This window comes from Microbacterium sp. LKL04 (genome assembly GCF_900102005.1).
GTDB lineage: Bacteria > Actinomycetota > Actinomycetes > Actinomycetales > Microbacteriaceae > Microbacterium.
Genome location: NZ_LT627736.1, coordinates 1,433,110 through 1,448,914, shown reverse-complemented (window position 1 = coordinate 1,448,914; position 15,805 = coordinate 1,433,110). Strand labels below are relative to the sequence as shown.

Annotated in this window: 19 protein-coding genes and 1 tRNA gene; 11 read left to right on the top strand and 9 right to left on the bottom strand. The window is 70.3% G+C overall.

What is annotated here, in order from left to right:
• Position 1: 1 nt before the first annotated feature.
• Positions 2-391 (top strand): hypothetical protein, encoded by a 390-nt coding sequence (locus BLP38_RS07120; RefSeq protein ID WP_157681070.1) that lies wholly within the window; start codon positions 2-4, stop codon positions 389-391.
• On the opposite strand, the gene BLP38_RS07115 is transcribed toward BLP38_RS07120, so the two are convergent.
• A complete protein-coding gene (locus tag BLP38_RS07115) occupies positions 392-565 on the bottom strand; it encodes a DUF1272 domain-containing protein (protein ID WP_231916600.1) in 174 nt (57 codons plus the stop codon). It abuts the gene before it with no gap.
• 114 nt (positions 566-679) lie between these two features.
• On the opposite strand from BLP38_RS07115, the gene BLP38_RS07110 reads away from it, so the two are divergent.
• On the top strand, positions 680-1,522 hold the full coding sequence (locus BLP38_RS07110; RefSeq protein ID WP_091355109.1) for a hypothetical protein: 843 nt from the start codon (positions 680-682) through the stop codon (positions 1,520-1,522).
• On the opposite strand, the gene BLP38_RS07105 is transcribed toward BLP38_RS07110, so the two are convergent.
• Together BLP38_RS07105 and BLP38_RS07100 are read right to left on the bottom strand one after the other, a co-directional pair.
• Positions 1,523-1,792 (bottom strand): hypothetical protein, encoded by a 270-nt coding sequence (locus BLP38_RS07105; RefSeq protein ID WP_091355107.1) that lies wholly within the window; start codon positions 1,790-1,792, stop codon positions 1,523-1,525.
• Between the two features lie 105 nt (positions 1,793-1,897).
• A complete protein-coding gene (locus BLP38_RS07100; protein WP_331710088.1) occupies positions 1,898-2,779 on the bottom strand; it encodes a LysR family transcriptional regulator ArgP in 882 nt (293 codons plus the stop codon).
• Positions 2,780-2,864: 85 nt separating this feature from the next.
• Between BLP38_RS07100 and BLP38_RS07095 the strand changes: the two genes are divergently transcribed.
• Positions 2,865-3,524, top strand: coding sequence for a LysE/ArgO family amino acid transporter (locus BLP38_RS07095; RefSeq protein ID WP_172824672.1), 660 nt, complete (start codon positions 2,865-2,867; stop codon positions 3,522-3,524).
• A gap of 24 nt (positions 3,525-3,548) precedes the next feature.
• On the opposite strand, the gene BLP38_RS07090 is transcribed toward BLP38_RS07095, so the two are convergent.
• Entirely contained in the window at positions 3,549-3,911 is a 363-nt protein-coding gene (locus BLP38_RS07090; RefSeq protein ID WP_091355094.1) for a histone-like nucleoid-structuring protein Lsr2, read from the bottom strand.
• Between the two features lie 28 nt (positions 3,912-3,939).
• The gene (locus tag BLP38_RS07085; protein WP_091355089.1) at positions 3,940-4,788 is read right to left on the bottom strand and encodes a LuxR C-terminal-related transcriptional regulator; all 849 of its coding nucleotides are present in this window, start codon (positions 4,786-4,788) and stop codon (positions 3,940-3,942) included.
• 125 nt (positions 4,789-4,913) lie between these two features.
• Between BLP38_RS07085 and BLP38_RS07080 the strand changes: the two genes are divergently transcribed.
• Together BLP38_RS07080 and BLP38_RS07075 are read left to right on the top strand one after the other, a co-directional pair.
• Complete coding sequence (locus BLP38_RS07080) at positions 4,914-5,264, top strand: DUF485 domain-containing protein (protein ID WP_172824671.1); 351 nt, start codon at positions 4,914-4,916, stop codon at positions 5,262-5,264.
• The gene (locus tag BLP38_RS07075) at positions 5,261-6,880 is read left to right on the top strand and encodes a solute symporter family protein (protein ID WP_091355086.1); all 1,620 of its coding nucleotides are present in this window, start codon (positions 5,261-5,263) and stop codon (positions 6,878-6,880) included. Before BLP38_RS07080 ends, BLP38_RS07075 begins: the two co-directional genes overlap by 4 nt.
• A gap of 59 nt (positions 6,881-6,939) precedes the next feature.
• On the opposite strand, the gene BLP38_RS07070 is transcribed toward BLP38_RS07075, so the two are convergent.
• Complete coding sequence (locus BLP38_RS07070; protein ID WP_091355084.1) at positions 6,940-7,464, bottom strand: methylated-DNA--[protein]-cysteine S-methyltransferase; 525 nt, start codon at positions 7,462-7,464, stop codon at positions 6,940-6,942.
• A gap of 192 nt (positions 7,465-7,656) precedes the next feature.
• On the opposite strand from BLP38_RS07070, the gene BLP38_RS07065 reads away from it, so the two are divergent.
• Both BLP38_RS07065 and BLP38_RS14310 read left to right on the top strand, forming a co-directional pair.
• A complete protein-coding gene (locus BLP38_RS07065; RefSeq protein ID WP_091355082.1) occupies positions 7,657-11,349 on the top strand; it encodes an ATP-binding protein in 3,693 nt (1,230 codons plus the stop codon).
• Positions 11,339-11,515, top strand: coding sequence for a hypothetical protein (locus tag BLP38_RS14310; RefSeq protein ID WP_172824670.1), 177 nt, complete (start codon positions 11,339-11,341; stop codon positions 11,513-11,515). The genes BLP38_RS07065 and BLP38_RS14310 overlap by 11 nt, the downstream gene beginning before the upstream one ends.
• Before the next feature lie 4 nt (positions 11,516-11,519).
• On the opposite strand, the gene mscL is transcribed toward BLP38_RS14310, so the two are convergent.
• The 3 genes from mscL to BLP38_RS07050 are packed head-to-tail and all read right to left on the bottom strand — an operon-like array spanning position 11,520 to position 12,892.
• Complete coding sequence (gene mscL, locus BLP38_RS07060; RefSeq protein WP_091355079.1) at positions 11,520-11,978, bottom strand: large conductance mechanosensitive channel protein MscL; 459 nt, start codon at positions 11,976-11,978, stop codon at positions 11,520-11,522.
• 36 nt (positions 11,979-12,014) lie between these two features.
• Positions 12,015-12,287 carry an FmdB family zinc ribbon protein gene (locus BLP38_RS07055; RefSeq protein WP_091355078.1) on the bottom strand — a complete coding sequence of 91 codons (273 nt, stop codon included), beginning with the start codon at positions 12,285-12,287 and terminating at the stop codon, positions 12,015-12,017.
• 14 nt (positions 12,288-12,301) lie between these two features.
• The gene (locus tag BLP38_RS07050; RefSeq protein WP_091355075.1) at positions 12,302-12,892 is read right to left on the bottom strand and encodes a 5-formyltetrahydrofolate cyclo-ligase; all 591 of its coding nucleotides are present in this window, start codon (positions 12,890-12,892) and stop codon (positions 12,302-12,304) included.
• 76 nt (positions 12,893-12,968) lie between these two features.
• On the opposite strand from BLP38_RS07050, the gene galU reads away from it, so the two are divergent.
• The 4 genes from galU (at position 12,969) to BLP38_RS07030 (ending at position 15,688) form a co-directional block, all read left to right on the top strand.
• Positions 12,969-13,847, top strand: coding sequence for a UTP--glucose-1-phosphate uridylyltransferase GalU (galU, locus tag BLP38_RS07045; protein WP_091355072.1), 879 nt, complete (start codon positions 12,969-12,971; stop codon positions 13,845-13,847).
• A 22-nt stretch (positions 13,848-13,869) separates the two neighbouring features.
• Complete coding sequence (locus BLP38_RS07040; protein ID WP_091359637.1) at positions 13,870-14,490, top strand: GNAT family N-acetyltransferase; 621 nt, start codon at positions 13,870-13,872, stop codon at positions 14,488-14,490.
• A gap of 72 nt (positions 14,491-14,562) precedes the next feature.
• On the top strand, positions 14,563-15,558 hold the full coding sequence (locus tag BLP38_RS07035) for a large exoprotein (protein ID WP_231916584.1): 996 nt from the start codon (positions 14,563-14,565) through the stop codon (positions 15,556-15,558).
• A 54-nt stretch (positions 15,559-15,612) separates the two neighbouring features.
• Positions 15,613-15,688 (top strand) — tRNA-Ala (locus tag BLP38_RS07030).
• The last annotated feature ends 117 nt before the right edge of the window (positions 15,689-15,805 follow it).

Below are 15,805 nucleotides of genomic sequence, written 5' to 3'. Positions count from 1 at the left end.
CGTGCGCGCGGCCACGGGGGTGATGCTCGTCCTCTCCGTGCTGGCCGGACTCGTGCTCGTCGCAGGCCTCTTCCTCGACACGCGCGAGAGCGCTGAGGGGCGATGCTGGAAAGACGACCACCCGCCGGGTGTCTCGGTATCCGAAGTGGCGCTCCTCTCCGCGGAGGCGACGGCGTGGCCCGTGGGACGCCGGTGCACCTGGGCGGCGGAGTCGGGTGACGGCACCGTCGTGACGCAGACGGGGTGGGACAGGACGATCGGCTTCCTGGTCGTGAGTGCGGTTTCGGTGGGCCTGGCGGCCGTAGGCGCGATACGGCGTCGCGCCGGCGCTGTCATCCCCCTCGTCGTCTGCGCCGTCGCGCTCGGGGCCGCTGCGTTCTGGGCGAGATGATCAGGCGCGCATCGATCGAGTCGGCCGGCGCTGGAGGTCGCCGCCGCAGTTCGGGCAGGCGGCATCTGCGAACCCGGCGACGCATGACGCGCACCACGTGCACTCGTACGAGCAGATGAAAGCCTCGCCGCCCGCGGGCAGGGCTCGGTCGCACGATTCGCAGGCGGGTCGCATCTCGAGCATCCTTCGACGATACGAGCGCCGGCACCGTGGGCAGGATCGAACGGATGCCGAAGGTCGGAGGAATCCTGCCGCTCCGAGGCGACGGGCGTGAGAGAGGATGAGCAGATGACCGCTCCGGATCACGACACGCGGCTGATCGAGGTCGCCGCGCGGCTCAGTGTCGCCCCGGCCGGTCATTTCGTCGCCCTCCGCAAAGCCGCTGCGGAGGAGGCGGGCGATCGGGAGCTCGCCGCCGCCATCGGCCGGCTCCGCAAGCCCGTGCTCGCCGCTTGGGTGGTGAACCTCCTCGCGGCGGGCGACCCGCAGGCGCTCGCGCCGGCCGCCGACCTGGCCGACTCCTTCCGCGAAGCGGTGGATGCCGCGGACGGGCGCGCGCTCGCCGAGCTCGCGACCCGGCGGCGCGGCATCCTCCGAGACCTCGTCGACCGTGCCGTCGCTCTCGCCGAGGACCGCGGTACGGACGTCGGCGCGTCCGTCCGTGCGTCGGTCGAGCAGACCCTCGACGCCGCGTTGCGGGATCCGGATGCCGCCGCTGCCGTCGCGAGCGCGCGGCTGCTGCGTCCCATCGAGGCGACTGGCATGGACGCGCCCGACCTGACGGACGCGGTGTCGGGTCCGTTCGACGCCGGCTCCGCCGCACCCGACCGTGGAGACGAACTCGCCGAACGGCGGGCGGCGCGCGAGGCGGAGCGAGCAGCCGCGGAGGCACGTCGTCACGCCGAGAGCGCGGAGAAGGATCTCGCTCGGGCGGAGGAACGCGTCCGGGTGGCACACGCCCGGATCTCGGAACTCGAGGAACGTCTCGCCGAGCTGGAGCGCGAACGTGCGCGCACCTCGAACGATCTCGACGCCGCTCGGGCGGAAGCGGAGCAGCTCACCGAGACGCGTGCCGCAGCCCGTGACGCTGCGCGTCGGGCGAGGAAGGTCGCCGACCGGGCGGCGACGTGATCAGCCGCGCGCGCGGAGCTGATCGAGAGCAGTGGTCGCCGTCGACCAGACGAGAGTCTGAGCGACCTCTTCGGCGCGATCGTAGCGAGGGCCGGTGAGGACGACGTACACGGCCCCGACGACGTCGATGAAACCCGCGACCTCGCCACCGATCCGCACCTCGTAACGACCGTCGGCGATCAGGTCCCACTGGATGCGGGAGGCCCGAGGCGAGGCATCCGCCGGGCGACGGGTCGGCAGCGCACGCAGCGTCTCTGAATCCACATACATGTTCCGCACCTCGTCCCTCGCACCCAGCCGACACTGATCCCAGGTGACCACCATCGCCCGGGCGGTGGCCTCGGCAGAGGGGATTGACGAGGTGCTGTCGGGCGGCTACACGAGGACGGGGGATGCCGCCGCGATGCGCCGGACGGCGTCCGTCACGGTGTCGAGCAGGCCGGAGGAGAGGTTCCACCTCTGCCAGTAGAGCGGCACCTCGACGGTGTCCGCGGTGAGGATCGTCAGCGACCCGTCGGCGACGCCTGAGTCGAACTGGCCCGGAAGGAGCATCCCCCACCCGAGTCCGAGGGTGATCGCCTCCGCGAACTCGGCGGACGCGCTGATGATGTGCCGGGGCGGCTCGCGCCGTGCGCCGTGCCGACGCGCGAAGGAGCTCTGCAGGGTGTCGTGCCGGTCGAAATCGACCCGCGGCGCCGCCTCGAGCCCGGCGCGGTCCACCCCGTCCGGGAACCACCGGTCGGCGAACGTCCGAGTCGCCACCGCCGTGTACCGCATGCGGCCGAGAGGAGAGGAGACGCACCCCGGCACGGCTTCGCGCTGCGACGTCACCGCTGCCATCACCGTGCCCGCGGCGAGCAGCTGCGCGGTCCGCTCCTGGTCCTCGCGGTGCAGTTCGAACGTCACGTCCTGCATGTCGGTCACGGCGGCCAGGGCAGGCAGGAACCAGGTGATGAGGGAATCCGCGTTGACTGCGAGAGGGACGTGCGCAGGCCCGCCATCGTCGCCGAGTGCACTGCGGGTCTCGTGCTCGAGAAGATCGAGCTGACGGGCCAGGCGGACGAGCGGTTCACCGGCCGGCGTCGCGGTCACGGGTTTCGTTCTGCGGAGGACCACTCGTCCGACGCGCTGCTCGATGACGCGGATCCGCTGGCTGACGGCGCTCGGCGTGATGCCCAGCTGTGCGGCTGCACGGTCTAGCGTCCCGGCGTCGACGGCGGCGGCCAGGGTCCGCAGGTGCTCCACCGGAATGTCCACGCAGCCGAGTTTACTGAAGCACCCCTTCATATCGTGAAGAATCATTCGCTGTACTGCATGTCGCATCTTCCGTACGTTCGCTGATGTGCCTCCTGAACTCGTCGCGCTCCTCTCCGGCCTCGGCCTCTGCCTCGGACTCATCGTCTCGATCGGGGCGCAGAACGCGGTCGTCCTCCGGCAGGGACTGCGACGCGAGCACGTCGGCATCGTCGTCCTGGTCTGCGTCGTCAGCGACGCGATCCTGCAGACGATCGGTGTCGCCGGTATCGCCACCGTCGTCACGGCGCACCCGTGGCTCGAGACCGCGGCGCGGTGGGCTGGCGCGATCTTCATCGTCGGGTTCGCGATCGTGAGTGCGCGTCGGGCTCTGCGCGGCGGCGGGAGCCTGGAGGCGGCCGCGGACGAGAAGACGCCGGATGCCGCGCACCCCGGCACGCTGCTGGCCCGTCCCCGCACGGCGACGCGGGCGGCCACGCTTCTGACGATCCTCGCCGTCACCTGGCTGAATCCGCACGCCATCGTGGAGACGACGGTGGTGCTCGGGTCCGTCGCCGCGACCCACGGCGACGCCCGCTGGTTCTTCCTCGCCGGCGGGATCGCCGCGAGCACCCTGTGGTTCGTACTCTTCGGCTACGGCGCGCGGTACCTGGCGCCGCTCCTGCGCACCGAACGTGCGTGGCGGATCCTCGACGGCGGCATCGCCGCCATCATGGTCATCATCGCCGTGACGCTCGTCCTCGGCTAGCGCCGGGGGAGGAGCGTCAGGGGGTCAGTGCGCGGCGTCGTAGGCGTCGAGCACCTGCGCGGGGACGCGCCCGCGCTCCGACACCTGGTAGCCGTTCTTCGCGGCCCACTCCCGGATCGGGGCGTAATCGCGCTGGCCGGAGCGCTTCTGCGTGCGGCTTCCGCCCGAGGACGCCGCGGGGCGGCCCGAGCTCGCGCGGTTCGACACGCGACGGGCGGCCTCGACGTACGGCGCCAGCGCATCGCGGAGCGCGTTCGCGTTGTCGTGAGTGAGATCGATCTCATAAGCGGTGCCGTCGACGGAGAAGAGGACGGTCTCGCCGTCGCCGACCTCGAGGACGGTGCCATCCAGGTCATCGACGAGCTGGTGCACGATTTTGCGGGCCATGCGCTGAGCCTAGTGGTGCAGGCCGCCGCTACGGCAGCAAGCCGGCACGGCGCGCCTTCGCCACGGCAGCGTGGCGGGTGGAGGCATCCAGCTTCGCCATCGCCGCCTGCAGGTACGACTTGACCGTCCCCTCGCGCAGCGACAGCGAGGCGGCGATCTCCGCATTCGTCGCCCCGAGGGCGCAGCACGCCAGGACATCGAGCTCCCTCGGCGAGAGGGCGACGTCGAGCGTCGCGTCGCCGGCGGCCGGACGGCTCATCCCCGTCAGCCTCTTCTCGACGGCGGCGATCCGGTCGCGGAGTGCGGGGTCCGAGACGGATGCCGCGATGCTCCGCAGCTCCGCGTAGCTCTCGCGCAGATCCTCCTGTGCGGCCGCGGGCAGTGCGGGCTCGCTGGGAAGGAGCGCGGCGACCCGTCGGTCGACCTCTTCGCGGACGCGCAACTCGGTCGCGAGCATGTCGGCGGCTTTGAAGGCGGGTCGGCTGACGAGGTCGCCGACGGGGCCGGGGGTCCAGGACCCGCAGTAGACGATGCCGCGGGGACGCCCCGTCACGACGACGGGAACCGCCAGCAGCGTTGAGATGCCTTCGCCGAGAATGGCTCGGTCGTAGTCGTGGGTGATGGTGCGGGCCGTGCGGTAGTCGAGCGCCAGGCGCGGGCGCTTTTCGAGCATCGCGGCTCCGCCGAGCCCGCGACCGGCTTCGACGACGAGTCCCTCGATGCTGCGGGTCCGGGTTCCGGCGATCGCGGTCACATGAACGCGGCCGCCTCGTTCGAGGCCGCCGAAGACGACGGGAAAGCGGGTCTGACGGGCCAGGTCGGACACGGCTCGGGAGACGAGCCGCGTGTCCGCGTCGCTCTCTGCCGACGATCCCACGCGTACCTACTTCCGGGGGTGACGGCACCTCTGCCGCCTTCGTACGGTCGAACCTACCACGCGGCTGATTCCCAGGAACCGCCGGTGAGAGCACCGTCGCTCACCCCATGAGGCAAGGAGGCCACATGTCGTCCCAGTCCCCGCACGGAGGCGTGGAAGGGAGTGCCATCGACTATGTCGCGGTCGAAGAATCGCCGCGCTTCGTCGAACTGAAGAAGAAGCATCGCAGCGTCGTCTTCCCGCTCGCTCTGCTCTTCCTCGTCTGGTACTTCGTCTACGTCCTGCTCTCCTCCTTCGCGCCCGACTTCATGGCGCAGGAGGTCTTCGGTCACATCACCATCGGCCTGCTGCTCGGCCTCGGCCAGTTCGTCACGACGTTCGCGATCACGATGGGCTACGTCGCCTTCGCGAACCGCACGCTCGACCCGATCTCGTCCGAGATCCGCGCCGACCTCGAGAGGCAGGAAGCCCGATGAGTCCGATCCTGCTCGCCGCTGCGCCCGCGGCCGCAGCCGAGAACAACCCCGTCCTCAACATCTCGATCTTCGGCGCCTTCGTCGCGGTGACGCTGTTCATCGTCATCCGGGCGAGCCGCAACAACAAGACCGCCGCCGACTACTACGCGGCCGGTCGCTCGTTCACCGGCCCGCAGAACGGCTTCGCCATCGCCGGCGACTACCTGTCGGCGGCATCCTTCCTCGGCATCGTCGGCGCCATCGCGATCAACGGCTACGACGGCTTCCTGTATTCGATCGGCTTCCTCGTCGCGTGGTTGGTCGCGCTGCTGCTGGTCGCCGAGCTCATGCGCAACACGGGCAAGTTCACGATGGCCGACGTGCTCTCGTTCCGCCTGAAGCAGCGCCCGGTGCGCTTGGCCGCGGCGATCACGACCCTCGCGGTCTGCTTCTTCTACCTGCTCGCGCAGATGGCCGGCGCGGGCGGGCTCGTCTCGCTGCTGCTCGGCATCACCGAGCAGATCGGACAGTCGATCGTCGTCGCCGTCGTCGGCGTGCTGATGATCGTCTACGTGCTGATCGGCGGCATGAAGGGCACGACGTGGGTGCAGATCGTCAAGGCGTTCCTGCTCATCGGCGGGGCCATCGTCATGACGATCTGGGTGCTCGCGATCAACGGCTTCAGCCTCGACTCCCTGCTCGAGGCCGCGGTCCAGAAGTCGACGACCGACCCGCAGGAGGCGATCCTCGGTCCGGGCCTCCAGTACGGCGCCAACCCGTGGGACTTCATCTCCCTCGCGATCGCGCTGGTCCTCGGAACGGCGGGCCTGCCGCACGTGCTGATGCGCTTCTACACGGTCCCGACGGCGAAGGAAGCACGTCGCTCGGTCGTCTGGGCGATCTGGCTGATCGGTCTCTTCTACCTGCTGACCCTCGTCCTCGGCTACGGCGCGGGCGCGATCGTCGGGTCGGAGACGATCAAGGCGGCTCCCGGTGGCGTGAACTCCGCCGCCCCGCTGCTGGCGGCGGCTCTCGGAGGGCCGGTCCTACTCGGCTTCATCTCGGCGGTCGCCTTCGCGACGATCCTCGCGGTGGTCGCGGGGCTGACGATCACGGCGGCGGCGTCCTTCGCCCACGACATCTACGCGAACGTCGTGAAGAAGGGCAACGTCCCGCCGGACGGCGAGGTCAAGGTCGCCCGTCGCACGGTGATCGTGATCGGTGTTCTCGCGATCCTCGGCGGCATCGGCGTGCAGGGGCAGAACGTGGCGTTCCTCGTCGCGCTGGCCTTCGCCGTCGCAGCATCCGCGAACCTGCCGACGATTCTCTACTCGCTCTTCTGGCGGAAGTTCACGACCCGCGGTGCGGTGTGGAGCATGTACGGCGGTCTCGCGACCGCGATCGTCCTGATCGTGCTGTCTCCGGTCTTCTGGGGCACGGAGACGAGCGTCTTCAAGAACGTCGGCACGGCGATCTGGCCGCTCAACAACCCGGGCATCATCTCGATCCCGGTGGGCTTCTTCCTCGGCTGGTTGGGGTCCGTGACCTCGCGCAAGGCGGAGGACGCGAAGAAGGCCGCGGAGATGGAGGTCCGCTCCCTCACGGGGTACGGCGCCGAGAAGGCGGTCGACCACTAAGAGGGCGGATGCCGCGACGAGGCGGGCAGGGACGGCCTACACGTCCCTGCCCGCCTCCGTCATGCGCGGCCCGTCGAACCGGCGACCGACTCCTCGAGATCGAGGAGGAATCGCTTGTGTTCCGGCCGGCCGCCGTACTCGCCGATGGACCCGTCGCTGCGGATCACTCGGTGGGCCGGCAGCACGATCGACCAGGGAGTGCGAGCGCACGCGGTCCCCACCGCGCGATGCGCCCGCGGCGCGCCGGCCGCGATCGCCACCTCGGCGTACGACGCCGTCTGGCCGTACGGCACGTCGACGATCGCCTCGAGAGCCCGTCGGGTGAAGCCCGCCGTCAGTCCCCAGTCCAACGGAACGGTGAACTCCCGACGCTCACCCGCGAAGTACTCGTCCAGTTCCGCTGCCACAGCGGCGGACGGGCCCTCGTCCTCGATGGGAACGGCGTGCAGCAGCATGCTGAGCCGCGCCACCTCGGCATACGCGGGGCCGTCGAGAACCGACAGCGCGGCGAGGCCCGCCTCGGTCGTCACCAGGAGGGCCTCGCCGATCGGTGTCGGGTGCACCGCGTAGGTTGCGTTCGTCATGTCCTCATCTTGGCGCGGCGGCGTCGATCGGGACCGGGGGAGCGAGGAGGCGGGGAGAACCGGCGTCCGGCGTCGGTTGTGGAGGAAACGGGGCGAGTGTGACAGCCGATCTGCGAAACTCGGCCGTCGATCCCGATTTCCCAGCCCGACGCGCCTAATGTTTCTCGTGTGTGGCGAGCAGAGAGCGGTGCTGTGCGCGGCGAGACGGCCGAGCAGGCTCACGCGGTGACCCCGGCGGACGTGACGCTGTCCGACCCCGAGGTCCTCGTCATGCACGCCGCCGTGCCCGAGCGGAAGCGGCTGCGCGAAGAAGCGGCGCAGCTCGGCGGCGCCTCGACGCTGCTGCACTACCGCGACGACGGCGACGCCGGCATCGACATCACCAAGGCGCACCCGGGAAGCCTGCCCCAGTTCATCACGGGGCGTCCGACGCTTCTGTCGAACATGTTCCGGGACGAGGTGGCCCTGCGCACCGCGCGGCTGGCCGCCGAGCGCATCACGTCCAAGGATGTCGAGCTCCGCACCGCCCGTGGCCTCGACACCGTCCACCTCGCGATCGGCATGGCGTCCTGGCGCATCGGCGGGGTCAGCTGCACCGCTCCCGTTCTGCTCCGCCCCCTCTCGATCCGGCGGCACCACGCGGACTTCGACCTGCGGCTCCACGGCACGTTCCACATCAACCCCGAACTCGTCACGGCGGCACGCATCCACTTCGGCGTCGACATCGACGGCGACGCCCTCGCCGCGCTCGCCTACGACGGCGGCGTGTTCCAGCCGCAGCCGGTCATCGATCGCCTCCGTGCCCTCACGGCGCACGTGCAGACCTTCACGGTGCTGCCGCGTCTGGTCGTCTCGACCTTCGCCGACGTGGCCTCCGACATGGAGCGGGATGCCGTCGACCTCGACCACCCCGTCCTCAACGCGCTCGCGGGGCACCCCGCCGACCGAGAGCGCCTCTCGTTCGTCCGTCCGCAGCCCGCAGCCGTCGGCCCCGACGACCGGACTCCCGCCGCGGATCGCCTCCTTCTCGACGCAGACGCCGAGCAGGAGGCCGTGCTCGCCCGCATCACCGAGGGGCAGTCGCTCGCCGTCCACACCCTGCCCGGCACGGGCGGCACGCAGACGGTCATCAACGCGGTCGGCGAACTCGTCCGCTCGGGAAAGCGCGTCCTCGTCGTCAGTGCCCGTCGCTCGACGCTCGACGGCGTGCGGCACCGTCTCGCCGGCATCGGCCTCCCGGGCCTCGCCGTGTCGCCGACTCGCCTGCACCGCGACCTGATCCGTGCGATCGGTCGGAACGAGAAGGCCGAGCAGCCCAAGGTCGCCGAGGTCGATGACGCTCTTGTGCGGCTCCGCACCGTCCTCCGCGACTACCGCTCGGCTCTCACGCAGCGGCACGCGTCGGTCGGGGTCTCGCCCCTCGAAGCGCTCCGCGAACTCACCCGCATCGCCGAACACGAACCGCAGCCGACCGCGACCACGCGGTTCGACCTCGCGACCGTCCAGCGACTCGCGACCCGCCGCGTCGAGGCTGCGGAGGCCCTCGCGGCATCCGCCCGCCTCGGCGAATTCCGCATCGGACCGGACGACTCGCCCTGGTACGGCGTCGCGTTCTCGACGACCGACGAGGCCCGCGCCGCGCACGCTCTGGCGGGCCGCCTGCACCGCACCGAGGTGCCGGGGCTGCTGGAGCGCGGGTATGAGCTCATCGGACAGACCCGCATGCGCCCGTTCTCGTCGATCGCCGAGATGGGCTCGTACGTCCAGCTGCTGCAGGGCATCCGCGCGTCGCTCGACCGCTTCAGCCCCACGATCTTCGAACGGCCGCTGACCGATCTGATCGCAGCGCACTCGTCGCGGCGCGATTCGGCGCAGATGACCCCCGCCAACCGTCGGCGCTTGCGCCGGCTGTCGAAGGAGTACGTGCGCCCCGGCATGCACGTCACCGACATGCACGAAGCGCTGCTGCGGGTGCAGCAGCAGCGCACCTCCTGGCAGCAGCTGGTCGACGCCGGCGTGACACCCGAGATCCCCATCGGTCTCGACGACGTCGCGGCGGCGTGGCAGCGCGCCAACGCGGACCTGGGCGAGCTCGACACGGCGCTCGGTCGCACCGAGAGCCTCGCGTCCCTCCCGATTCCGCAGCTGCTCCGCACGCTCGCGGGGCTGGCCGCGGCATCCGACGTCTTCGACAACCTCGTCGAGCGGGCTGCGCTGCGCAGCGAACTCGCCCAGCTGGGGCTCGAGCCGCTCCTCATGGAACTCTCGACGCGCCACGTGCCCGAATCAGAGGTCGCGAGCGAGTTCGAGTACGCCTGGTGGCGCTCCGCTCTCGAGGCCATGCTGCGGTCGGACCGCGCCCTGCTCGGCGCGAACACGCAGGTGCTGGACCGGCTCGAGCGCGACTTCCGTCTCGTCGACGAAGCGCACGCCTCATCGGCCGGGCCGCTCCTGTCGTCGGAGCTCGCGAAGCGGTGGCGGATCGCCATCGTCGACGAGCCGCGCGAAGCGGCCTCCCTGAAGTCAGCCCTGCGCGGCGGAACCGCCTCGGCCGCAGAGCTCGTCGCCTCGGCCCCCACGCTCATGCGCGTGCTCGCCCCCGTGTGGCTCGCATCGCCCTACGAGGTCCCCAACGTCCCCGATCACCCTGATTTCGACGTCGTGATCATCGCGGATGCCGCGGCCCTCTGCCTCGCCGAGGCGACGCCTGCGCTCCGCCGCGCTCGCCAGATCGTCGTCTTCGGCGACCCCGTCACGCAGAAGCCGACCCCATTCCGGCTCGGGTCGGGACGCGGCGACGATCTCGAGGCGCCCGAGGTGCCGTTCGACGACGCGAGCGTGTTCGGCCGGCTCAGCGAGCTGATCCCGGTCGAGACCCTCACCCGCAGCTACCGGGCGGGCGGCGAGGATCTCGCCGAGCTCGTCAACGACGCCTTCTACGGGGGAGCGATCAGCTCATTGCCGTGGGCGGGTTCGTACCTCGGTCGCGGCAGCCTGAGCGTGGACTACGTCGAGGGCGGCACCGGTGCGCCGGACCCCGACACGGGAGCCGTGGAGAGTCCGGATGCCGAGGTCGCCCGCGTCGTGACCCTCGTCGTCGAACATGCGATCAACCGCCCGGCGGAATCGCTCATGGTGGTCACCGCCTCGTCGCGTCACGCCGATCGCATCCGCGCGGCCGTCGCCAGCGCTTTCGCGGGACGCTCGGACGTCGCGGACTTCGTGGGGCGCGAGACGGCCGAGCCGTTCGCCGTGCTCGGCCTCGAGGAATCCGTGGCGGAGAGCCGCGACCGCGTCATCTTCTCGCTCGGATTCGGCCTGACCAAGCACGGCCGCGTCCTCAGCGACTTCGGCGATCTCTCGACGCCCGACGGTGAGCGGCTGCTGACGGTCGGCATGACGCGTGCGCGCCGCTCCATGGTCATCGTGTCGTCGATCCGTCCCTCCGCGTTCGATGAGGGACGCCTCACGCACGGCGCGGCGACCCTCATGTCGATCCTCGGGCGCATCGCCGCCCGCGGTCGCGACGCGCGTCTCGAGGACCTCGCCGACCCGCTCACGCTCACTCTCGCTCAGCATCTGCGAAGCCTCGGTGTGTCCGTCGACGTCCACTATCGCGGCGGGCAGCTGCCGCTCGTCGCCCAGTACAAGGGCAAGGCCGTCGTCGCCGACCTCGACGGGGAGAGCACTCACGACAGCCTCCGCGAGACCCTCCGCCGCCGTCCGCAGCTGCTGCGACGCCTGGGCTGGCACTACGTCCGCGTGCACGCGTTCGACGTCTACAACGATCCTTCCGCTGTTGCGCTGCGCATCGCCGGCGTCATCGGCGTGCAGCCCGAGACGCCTGCGGCGCCCGGGTCCACTCAGCCGATCGATGTCGACTGAGCGCCAGCGCGTCGAGCGGGTCCCGGGCTCCCGGCGAGCCAGGCTGACGCCCGCGCCCGGGACGGACACGACCCCCGAGACGACGAACGGGCCGGACGCGGGGGAACCCCCGGCATCCGGCCCGAACGACGATCGTCTGCGCAGCGACGTCCCGCCGCACTACTGACGCGTCAGATGGACGGCGACGGCGGTTCGGTCGACCGCGTCGGGGCCGCCGTCGTGCCGCGCTGCTGCTCGAGCAGATCGCGGATCTGGATGAGCAGCTCGGCCTCGGTGGGGAGCTTCGCCGCCTCTTCGACGACCCCGGCCTTCGCCGCCTGACGCTCCTTCCACTTGTTCATCGGGACGACGAATACGAGGTAAACGACGAGGGCGACCGCGAAGAAGCTGATGATGGCGCTGATGAGACCCCCCAGTGGGAAGGTCACGTCATCGCCATGGAGACCTGTGAACGTCGGTCCGATCGCACCCGTCTTCTCGTCGGGCTTGTAGACGAGGGCGATGAGCGGGTTGATGACGCTGGTGACAATCGCCGTCACGAGAGCCGTGAAGGCACCGCCGATGACGACCGCGACCGCGAGGTCGATGACATTGCCGCGCATGATGAAGTCTTTGAAGCCTTTGATCATGGCTGCTCCTTCCTCTCCCGGCGCAGGCGCCGGGTGTTACGAACCCGCGGGGGCGGGCGAAGCGGACGCTCCGGATGATGTCGATGATGTCGAAGAACCCGAGCTCTCGCCAGAGGTCTTCGTTCCGCTCGACGAACGTGAGTCGGTCCGGTAGAAGCCCGAGCCGTTGAAGGTCACGCCGATCGAGCCGTACTGCTTGCGAAGTGCGCCGCCGCATTCGGGGCACTCGGTGAGTGCGGCATCGGAGAACGACTGGACGGCGTCGAAGCGGTGGCCGCACGAGGTGCAGGCATAGGCGTAGGTGGGCATGAGACCTCAGTGGATCAGCGGGTGGGAAGGAGAACGGTGCGGGTGGGGGTGACGACCCCCGAGACGGGCTGGTCGTGGACGTCGCGGGGGACGTCGTCGACGAGCTCGGAGTCGAAGATGACGGCGTAGACCGGCGGGCACTTCTCCATCGACCCGATGGTCTTGTCGAAGTAGCCGCGTCCCCAGCCGAGCCGCATCCCGTGCCGGTCGACGGCGGCCGCCGGGATGACCAGCAGATCGACGTCGTTCACGGCGACGGGGCTGAGGAGCTCGCCCACCGGTTCGGGGAGTCCGAACATGCCCTCGGCCGTGTCGCCTTCTTCTTCGGCGACAGCCCAGTCGAGCAGACCGTCCGCGCGGGTGACGGGCAGGAGGACGCGGATGCCGCGGGCCACGGCCGCGGCGATGAACTCGCGCGTGCCGGGCTCGGTCGGGGTGGAGAGGAAGCAGGACATGGACCGGACGTGGTGCTCGGTGACCAGGGCGTCGAGCTGGGCGCGGACACCGGCCGCGGCCTCGTCGAGGGCGGCGGCGGAGCGCTGCTGGCGACGCTCGCGGAGCTCCGCGCGCAGCGCGCGCTTCTCGGTGTCCAACGGCCCGGTCATGGTCCGATTCTAAAGGGACACGCCCGCTGCCCCGACGTGTGTCCCGCGGGCTCGCGGCATCTGTAGGGTGAGGGGCATGTCTGCTGAGCGCATCAAGGCCGTGATCCCTGCCGCAGGGCTCGGGACCCGCTTCCTGCCCGCCACCAAAGCCATGCCGAAGGAGATGCTGCCGGTCGTCGACAAGCCGGCCATCCAGTACGTGGTCGAGGAGGCCGTCTCGGCCGGGATCGACGACGTCCTCATCATCCTGGGACGCAACAAGAACAACATCTCGAACCACTTCGATTCGGTCCCCGAGCTCGAGTCGAACCTCACCAAGAAGGGCGACCACGAGAAGCTCAAGCGGGTGCAGGACTCCTCGGAGCTCGCCGACATCCACTTCGTCCGTCAGGGTGAGCCGAAGGGCCTCGGCCACGCCGTGCTCCGCGCGCGCTCTCACGTCGGTGACAGCACCTTCGCCGTGCTTCTCGGCGACGACCTGATCGACGCGCGCGACGTCCTCCTCGAGAAGATGCTCGAGCAGAACAAGAAGACGGGCCTCACGGTCGTCGCGCTCATGGAGGTCTCGCCCGACCAGATCCACATGTACGGCGCCGCGGCCGTCGAGGAGACGGACGAGCCCGATGTCGTCAAGGTGACCGGTCTGGTCGAGAAGCCGAAGAAGGAGGATGCGCCCTCCAACTACGCGATCATCGGTCGCTACGTGCTGACCCCGGGTGTCTTCGACGTCCTCGAGCGGACCGAACCCGGCAAGGGTGGCGAGATCCAGCTGACCGACGCGCTCGAGGAGCTCGCGTCGACCGAAGGTGTCCTCGGCGTCGTGTTCCGCGGGCGTCGGTACGACACGGGTGACCGCGCCGACTACATCAAGGCCATCGTGCAGCTCGCCGTCGACCGGGATGATCTGGGAGCGGAGCTGCGTCCGTGGCTGAAGGACTTCGCATCGGGCCTCTGAGCCCGGCGGGACGCTGATGGGCATGGACGGGCCGGTCGTGCGCGCGCACGGTCCGATCTCGATCCGGCTCGTACGTCCCCGTGATGCGAAGCCGTTGCAGACCGAGCTCGAGCAGAATCGTTCGTGGCTGCGGCAGTGGGAGGCGACGAGCCCGGACGGGCCGATCTCGCTCGACATGCGCAGCGGCGTGCGGCGGTTGCTGCAGCAGTACCGTGACGGCTCCGGCGTGCCGTTCGTCATGGAGTACGACGGCGAGGTCGCCGGGCAGCTGAACGTCTGGGGGATCGCCCGCGGGTCGCTGTCGTCGGCAACGATCGGCTACTGGGTGAGCGAGCGCTTCGCAGGTCGCGGCATCACGCCGACGTCGGTGGCGCTCGCGACCGACGTCTGCTTCGAAGACCTGCGCCTCCACCGCATGGAGATCTGCATTCGGCCCGAGAACGCGAAGAGCCTCCGCGTCGTCGAGAAGCTGGGCTTCCGGTACGAGGGGCTTCGCCGCAAGTACATCCACATCGACGGGGACTGGCGCGATCACTACGCGTTCGCTCTCGTCCGCGACGACGTCCGCGAGGGCGTGTTGAACCGCTGGTTGGCGGGGCGCGCGCCGGCGGATGCGGCATCCATCCCTCCCGCCGACCGTTAACCCTCAACCAGAAGTTCAGACACGCCCACCGGATGCCGGTTCTCATCGTCCCGGGAACATACGGTGAGCGACATGGGTGAGCAGGTGATGGGTGGCGGGGTGATCATGCTCGTCGCCGTCCTCTTGTGGCTGGTGTACCTCCTGCCGTCGTGGCACAGCCGGCATCAGTACCAGGCCGCTGAGCGGAACGCCGTGCGCCTGAACCAGGCGCTGCGCGTACTCGCCGAGACGAGCGAGACTCCCGGTGAGGTTCGCCTGGAACTGAACGCCCGCACCGCCCTCGCTCAGCAGAAGCTTGCGCGTCGTGCGCAGGCCGAAAAGGAGAGCGTTGGCCTCGAGGCCGCGCGCGCCGAACTCGCCGCCGCGAAGGTGCAAGCCGCCGTCGACCGCGAACTCGCCAAGGCCGAACGGCGTCAGACTGCCGCCGACGCCGCTGCTCAGCGCGAGAAGGCGCGAGCGGATGCCGCCCTCGCCCGAGAGCGGGCGATCGCCGAAGCCGCCGCAGCCCGAGCCACCCCCGCCGTCCGCCGCGCGCGGGCGCGCCGCCGCGTGCGCCTCACCGCCTCGATCCTCGGTGTCGTGGCGCTTGGTGTCGCCGGTTTCGGCGGCTACCTCGGCGCCGTCGGCGCAGGCTGGAGCCTGCTCGCCGTCGGCGGTGTCGTCGCCGTCTCGAGCCTGCTCGTGCTCGGCCGGATGAACACGATTGCCCGACGCGCGGCATCCCGTTCCGTCGCGGTCGAGATCGTCCGCGAGGCGCGCGCGCTGCAGGACGTGGCGCTCGAATCCGACCGTGCCGAATGGACGCCTCGTACCCTCCCGCGTCCGCTCACCGCATCGGCGGGGTCGCGCGCAGCGGCGGTGCTCGACGCGTCTGACGCCCGTGACGCGCTCCGCCAGGCGGCCGTCGAGGAGGCCCTCCGCGAGCGGGTCGCGCAGGCCGCACCGCCGTCGATCGACACCGCCCGCCGCACTCGTGCGGCCGAGGTCGCTTTCGCGGGACCGGCCGACGATGAGCGCATCGAGGCGCACGTGCGAGACCTCCTCGCACGCCGCGCATCGGGGCAGTAGGAGCCCGCCTCGCGTTCGAGCGGCCCGATCGGTCGTGGTAATGTTGAGGCTTCCGGGCCTGTGGCGCAGTTGGTAGCGCGCTTCGTTCGCAATGAAGAGGTCAGGGGTTCGAATCCCCTCAGGTCCACCACCGGAAAGACCCCCGCTCGCGGGGGTCTCTCTTCGTATCTCCCCGGATTCAGGCGCCGCTGAGGTCGTGCCGGATCGTGTTGCGACGGCGAGCCCGCTCTGCCAGGTTGAAGCGGGG

Coding starts and splice junctions, on each gene's coding strand:
- mscL (WP_091355079.1), bottom strand. CDS start 11,978: ATGATCAAAGGCTTCAAAGACTTCATCATGCGCGGCAATGTCATCGAC.
- BLP38_RS14310 (WP_172824670.1), top strand. CDS start 11,339: ATGTCGACTGAGCGCCAGCGCGTCGAGCGGGTCCCGGGCTCCCGGCGA.
- BLP38_RS07035 (WP_231916584.1), top strand. CDS start 14,563: ATGGGTGAGCAGGTGATGGGTGGCGGGGTGATCATGCTCGTCGCCGTC.
- galU (WP_091355072.1), top strand. CDS start 12,969: ATGTCTGCTGAGCGCATCAAGGCCGTGATCCCTGCCGCAGGGCTCGGG.
- BLP38_RS07070 (WP_091355084.1), bottom strand. CDS start 7,464: ATGACGAACGCAACCTACGCGGTGCACCCGACACCGATCGGCGAGGCC.
- BLP38_RS07105 (WP_091355107.1), bottom strand. CDS start 1,792: ATGTATGTGGATTCAGAGACGCTGCGTGCGCTGCCGACCCGTCGCCCG.
- BLP38_RS07110 (WP_091355109.1), top strand. CDS start 680: ATGACCGCTCCGGATCACGACACGCGGCTGATCGAGGTCGCCGCGCGG.
- BLP38_RS07075 (WP_091355086.1), top strand. CDS start 5,261: ATGAGTCCGATCCTGCTCGCCGCTGCGCCCGCGGCCGCAGCCGAGAAC.
- BLP38_RS07040 (WP_091359637.1), top strand. CDS start 13,870: ATGGACGGGCCGGTCGTGCGCGCGCACGGTCCGATCTCGATCCGGCTC.
- BLP38_RS07050 (WP_091355075.1), bottom strand. CDS start 12,892: ATGACCGGGCCGTTGGACACCGAGAAGCGCGCGCTGCGCGCGGAGCTC.
- BLP38_RS07115 (WP_231916600.1), bottom strand. CDS start 565: ATGCGACCCGCCTGCGAATCGTGCGACCGAGCCCTGCCCGCGGGCGGC.
- BLP38_RS07080 (WP_172824671.1), top strand. CDS start 4,914: ATGTCGTCCCAGTCCCCGCACGGAGGCGTGGAAGGGAGTGCCATCGAC.
- BLP38_RS07055 (WP_091355078.1), bottom strand. CDS start 12,287: ATGCCCACCTACGCCTATGCCTGCACCTCGTGCGGCCACCGCTTCGAC.
- BLP38_RS07090 (WP_091355094.1), bottom strand. CDS start 3,911: ATGGCCCGCAAAATCGTGCACCAGCTCGTCGATGACCTGGATGGCACC.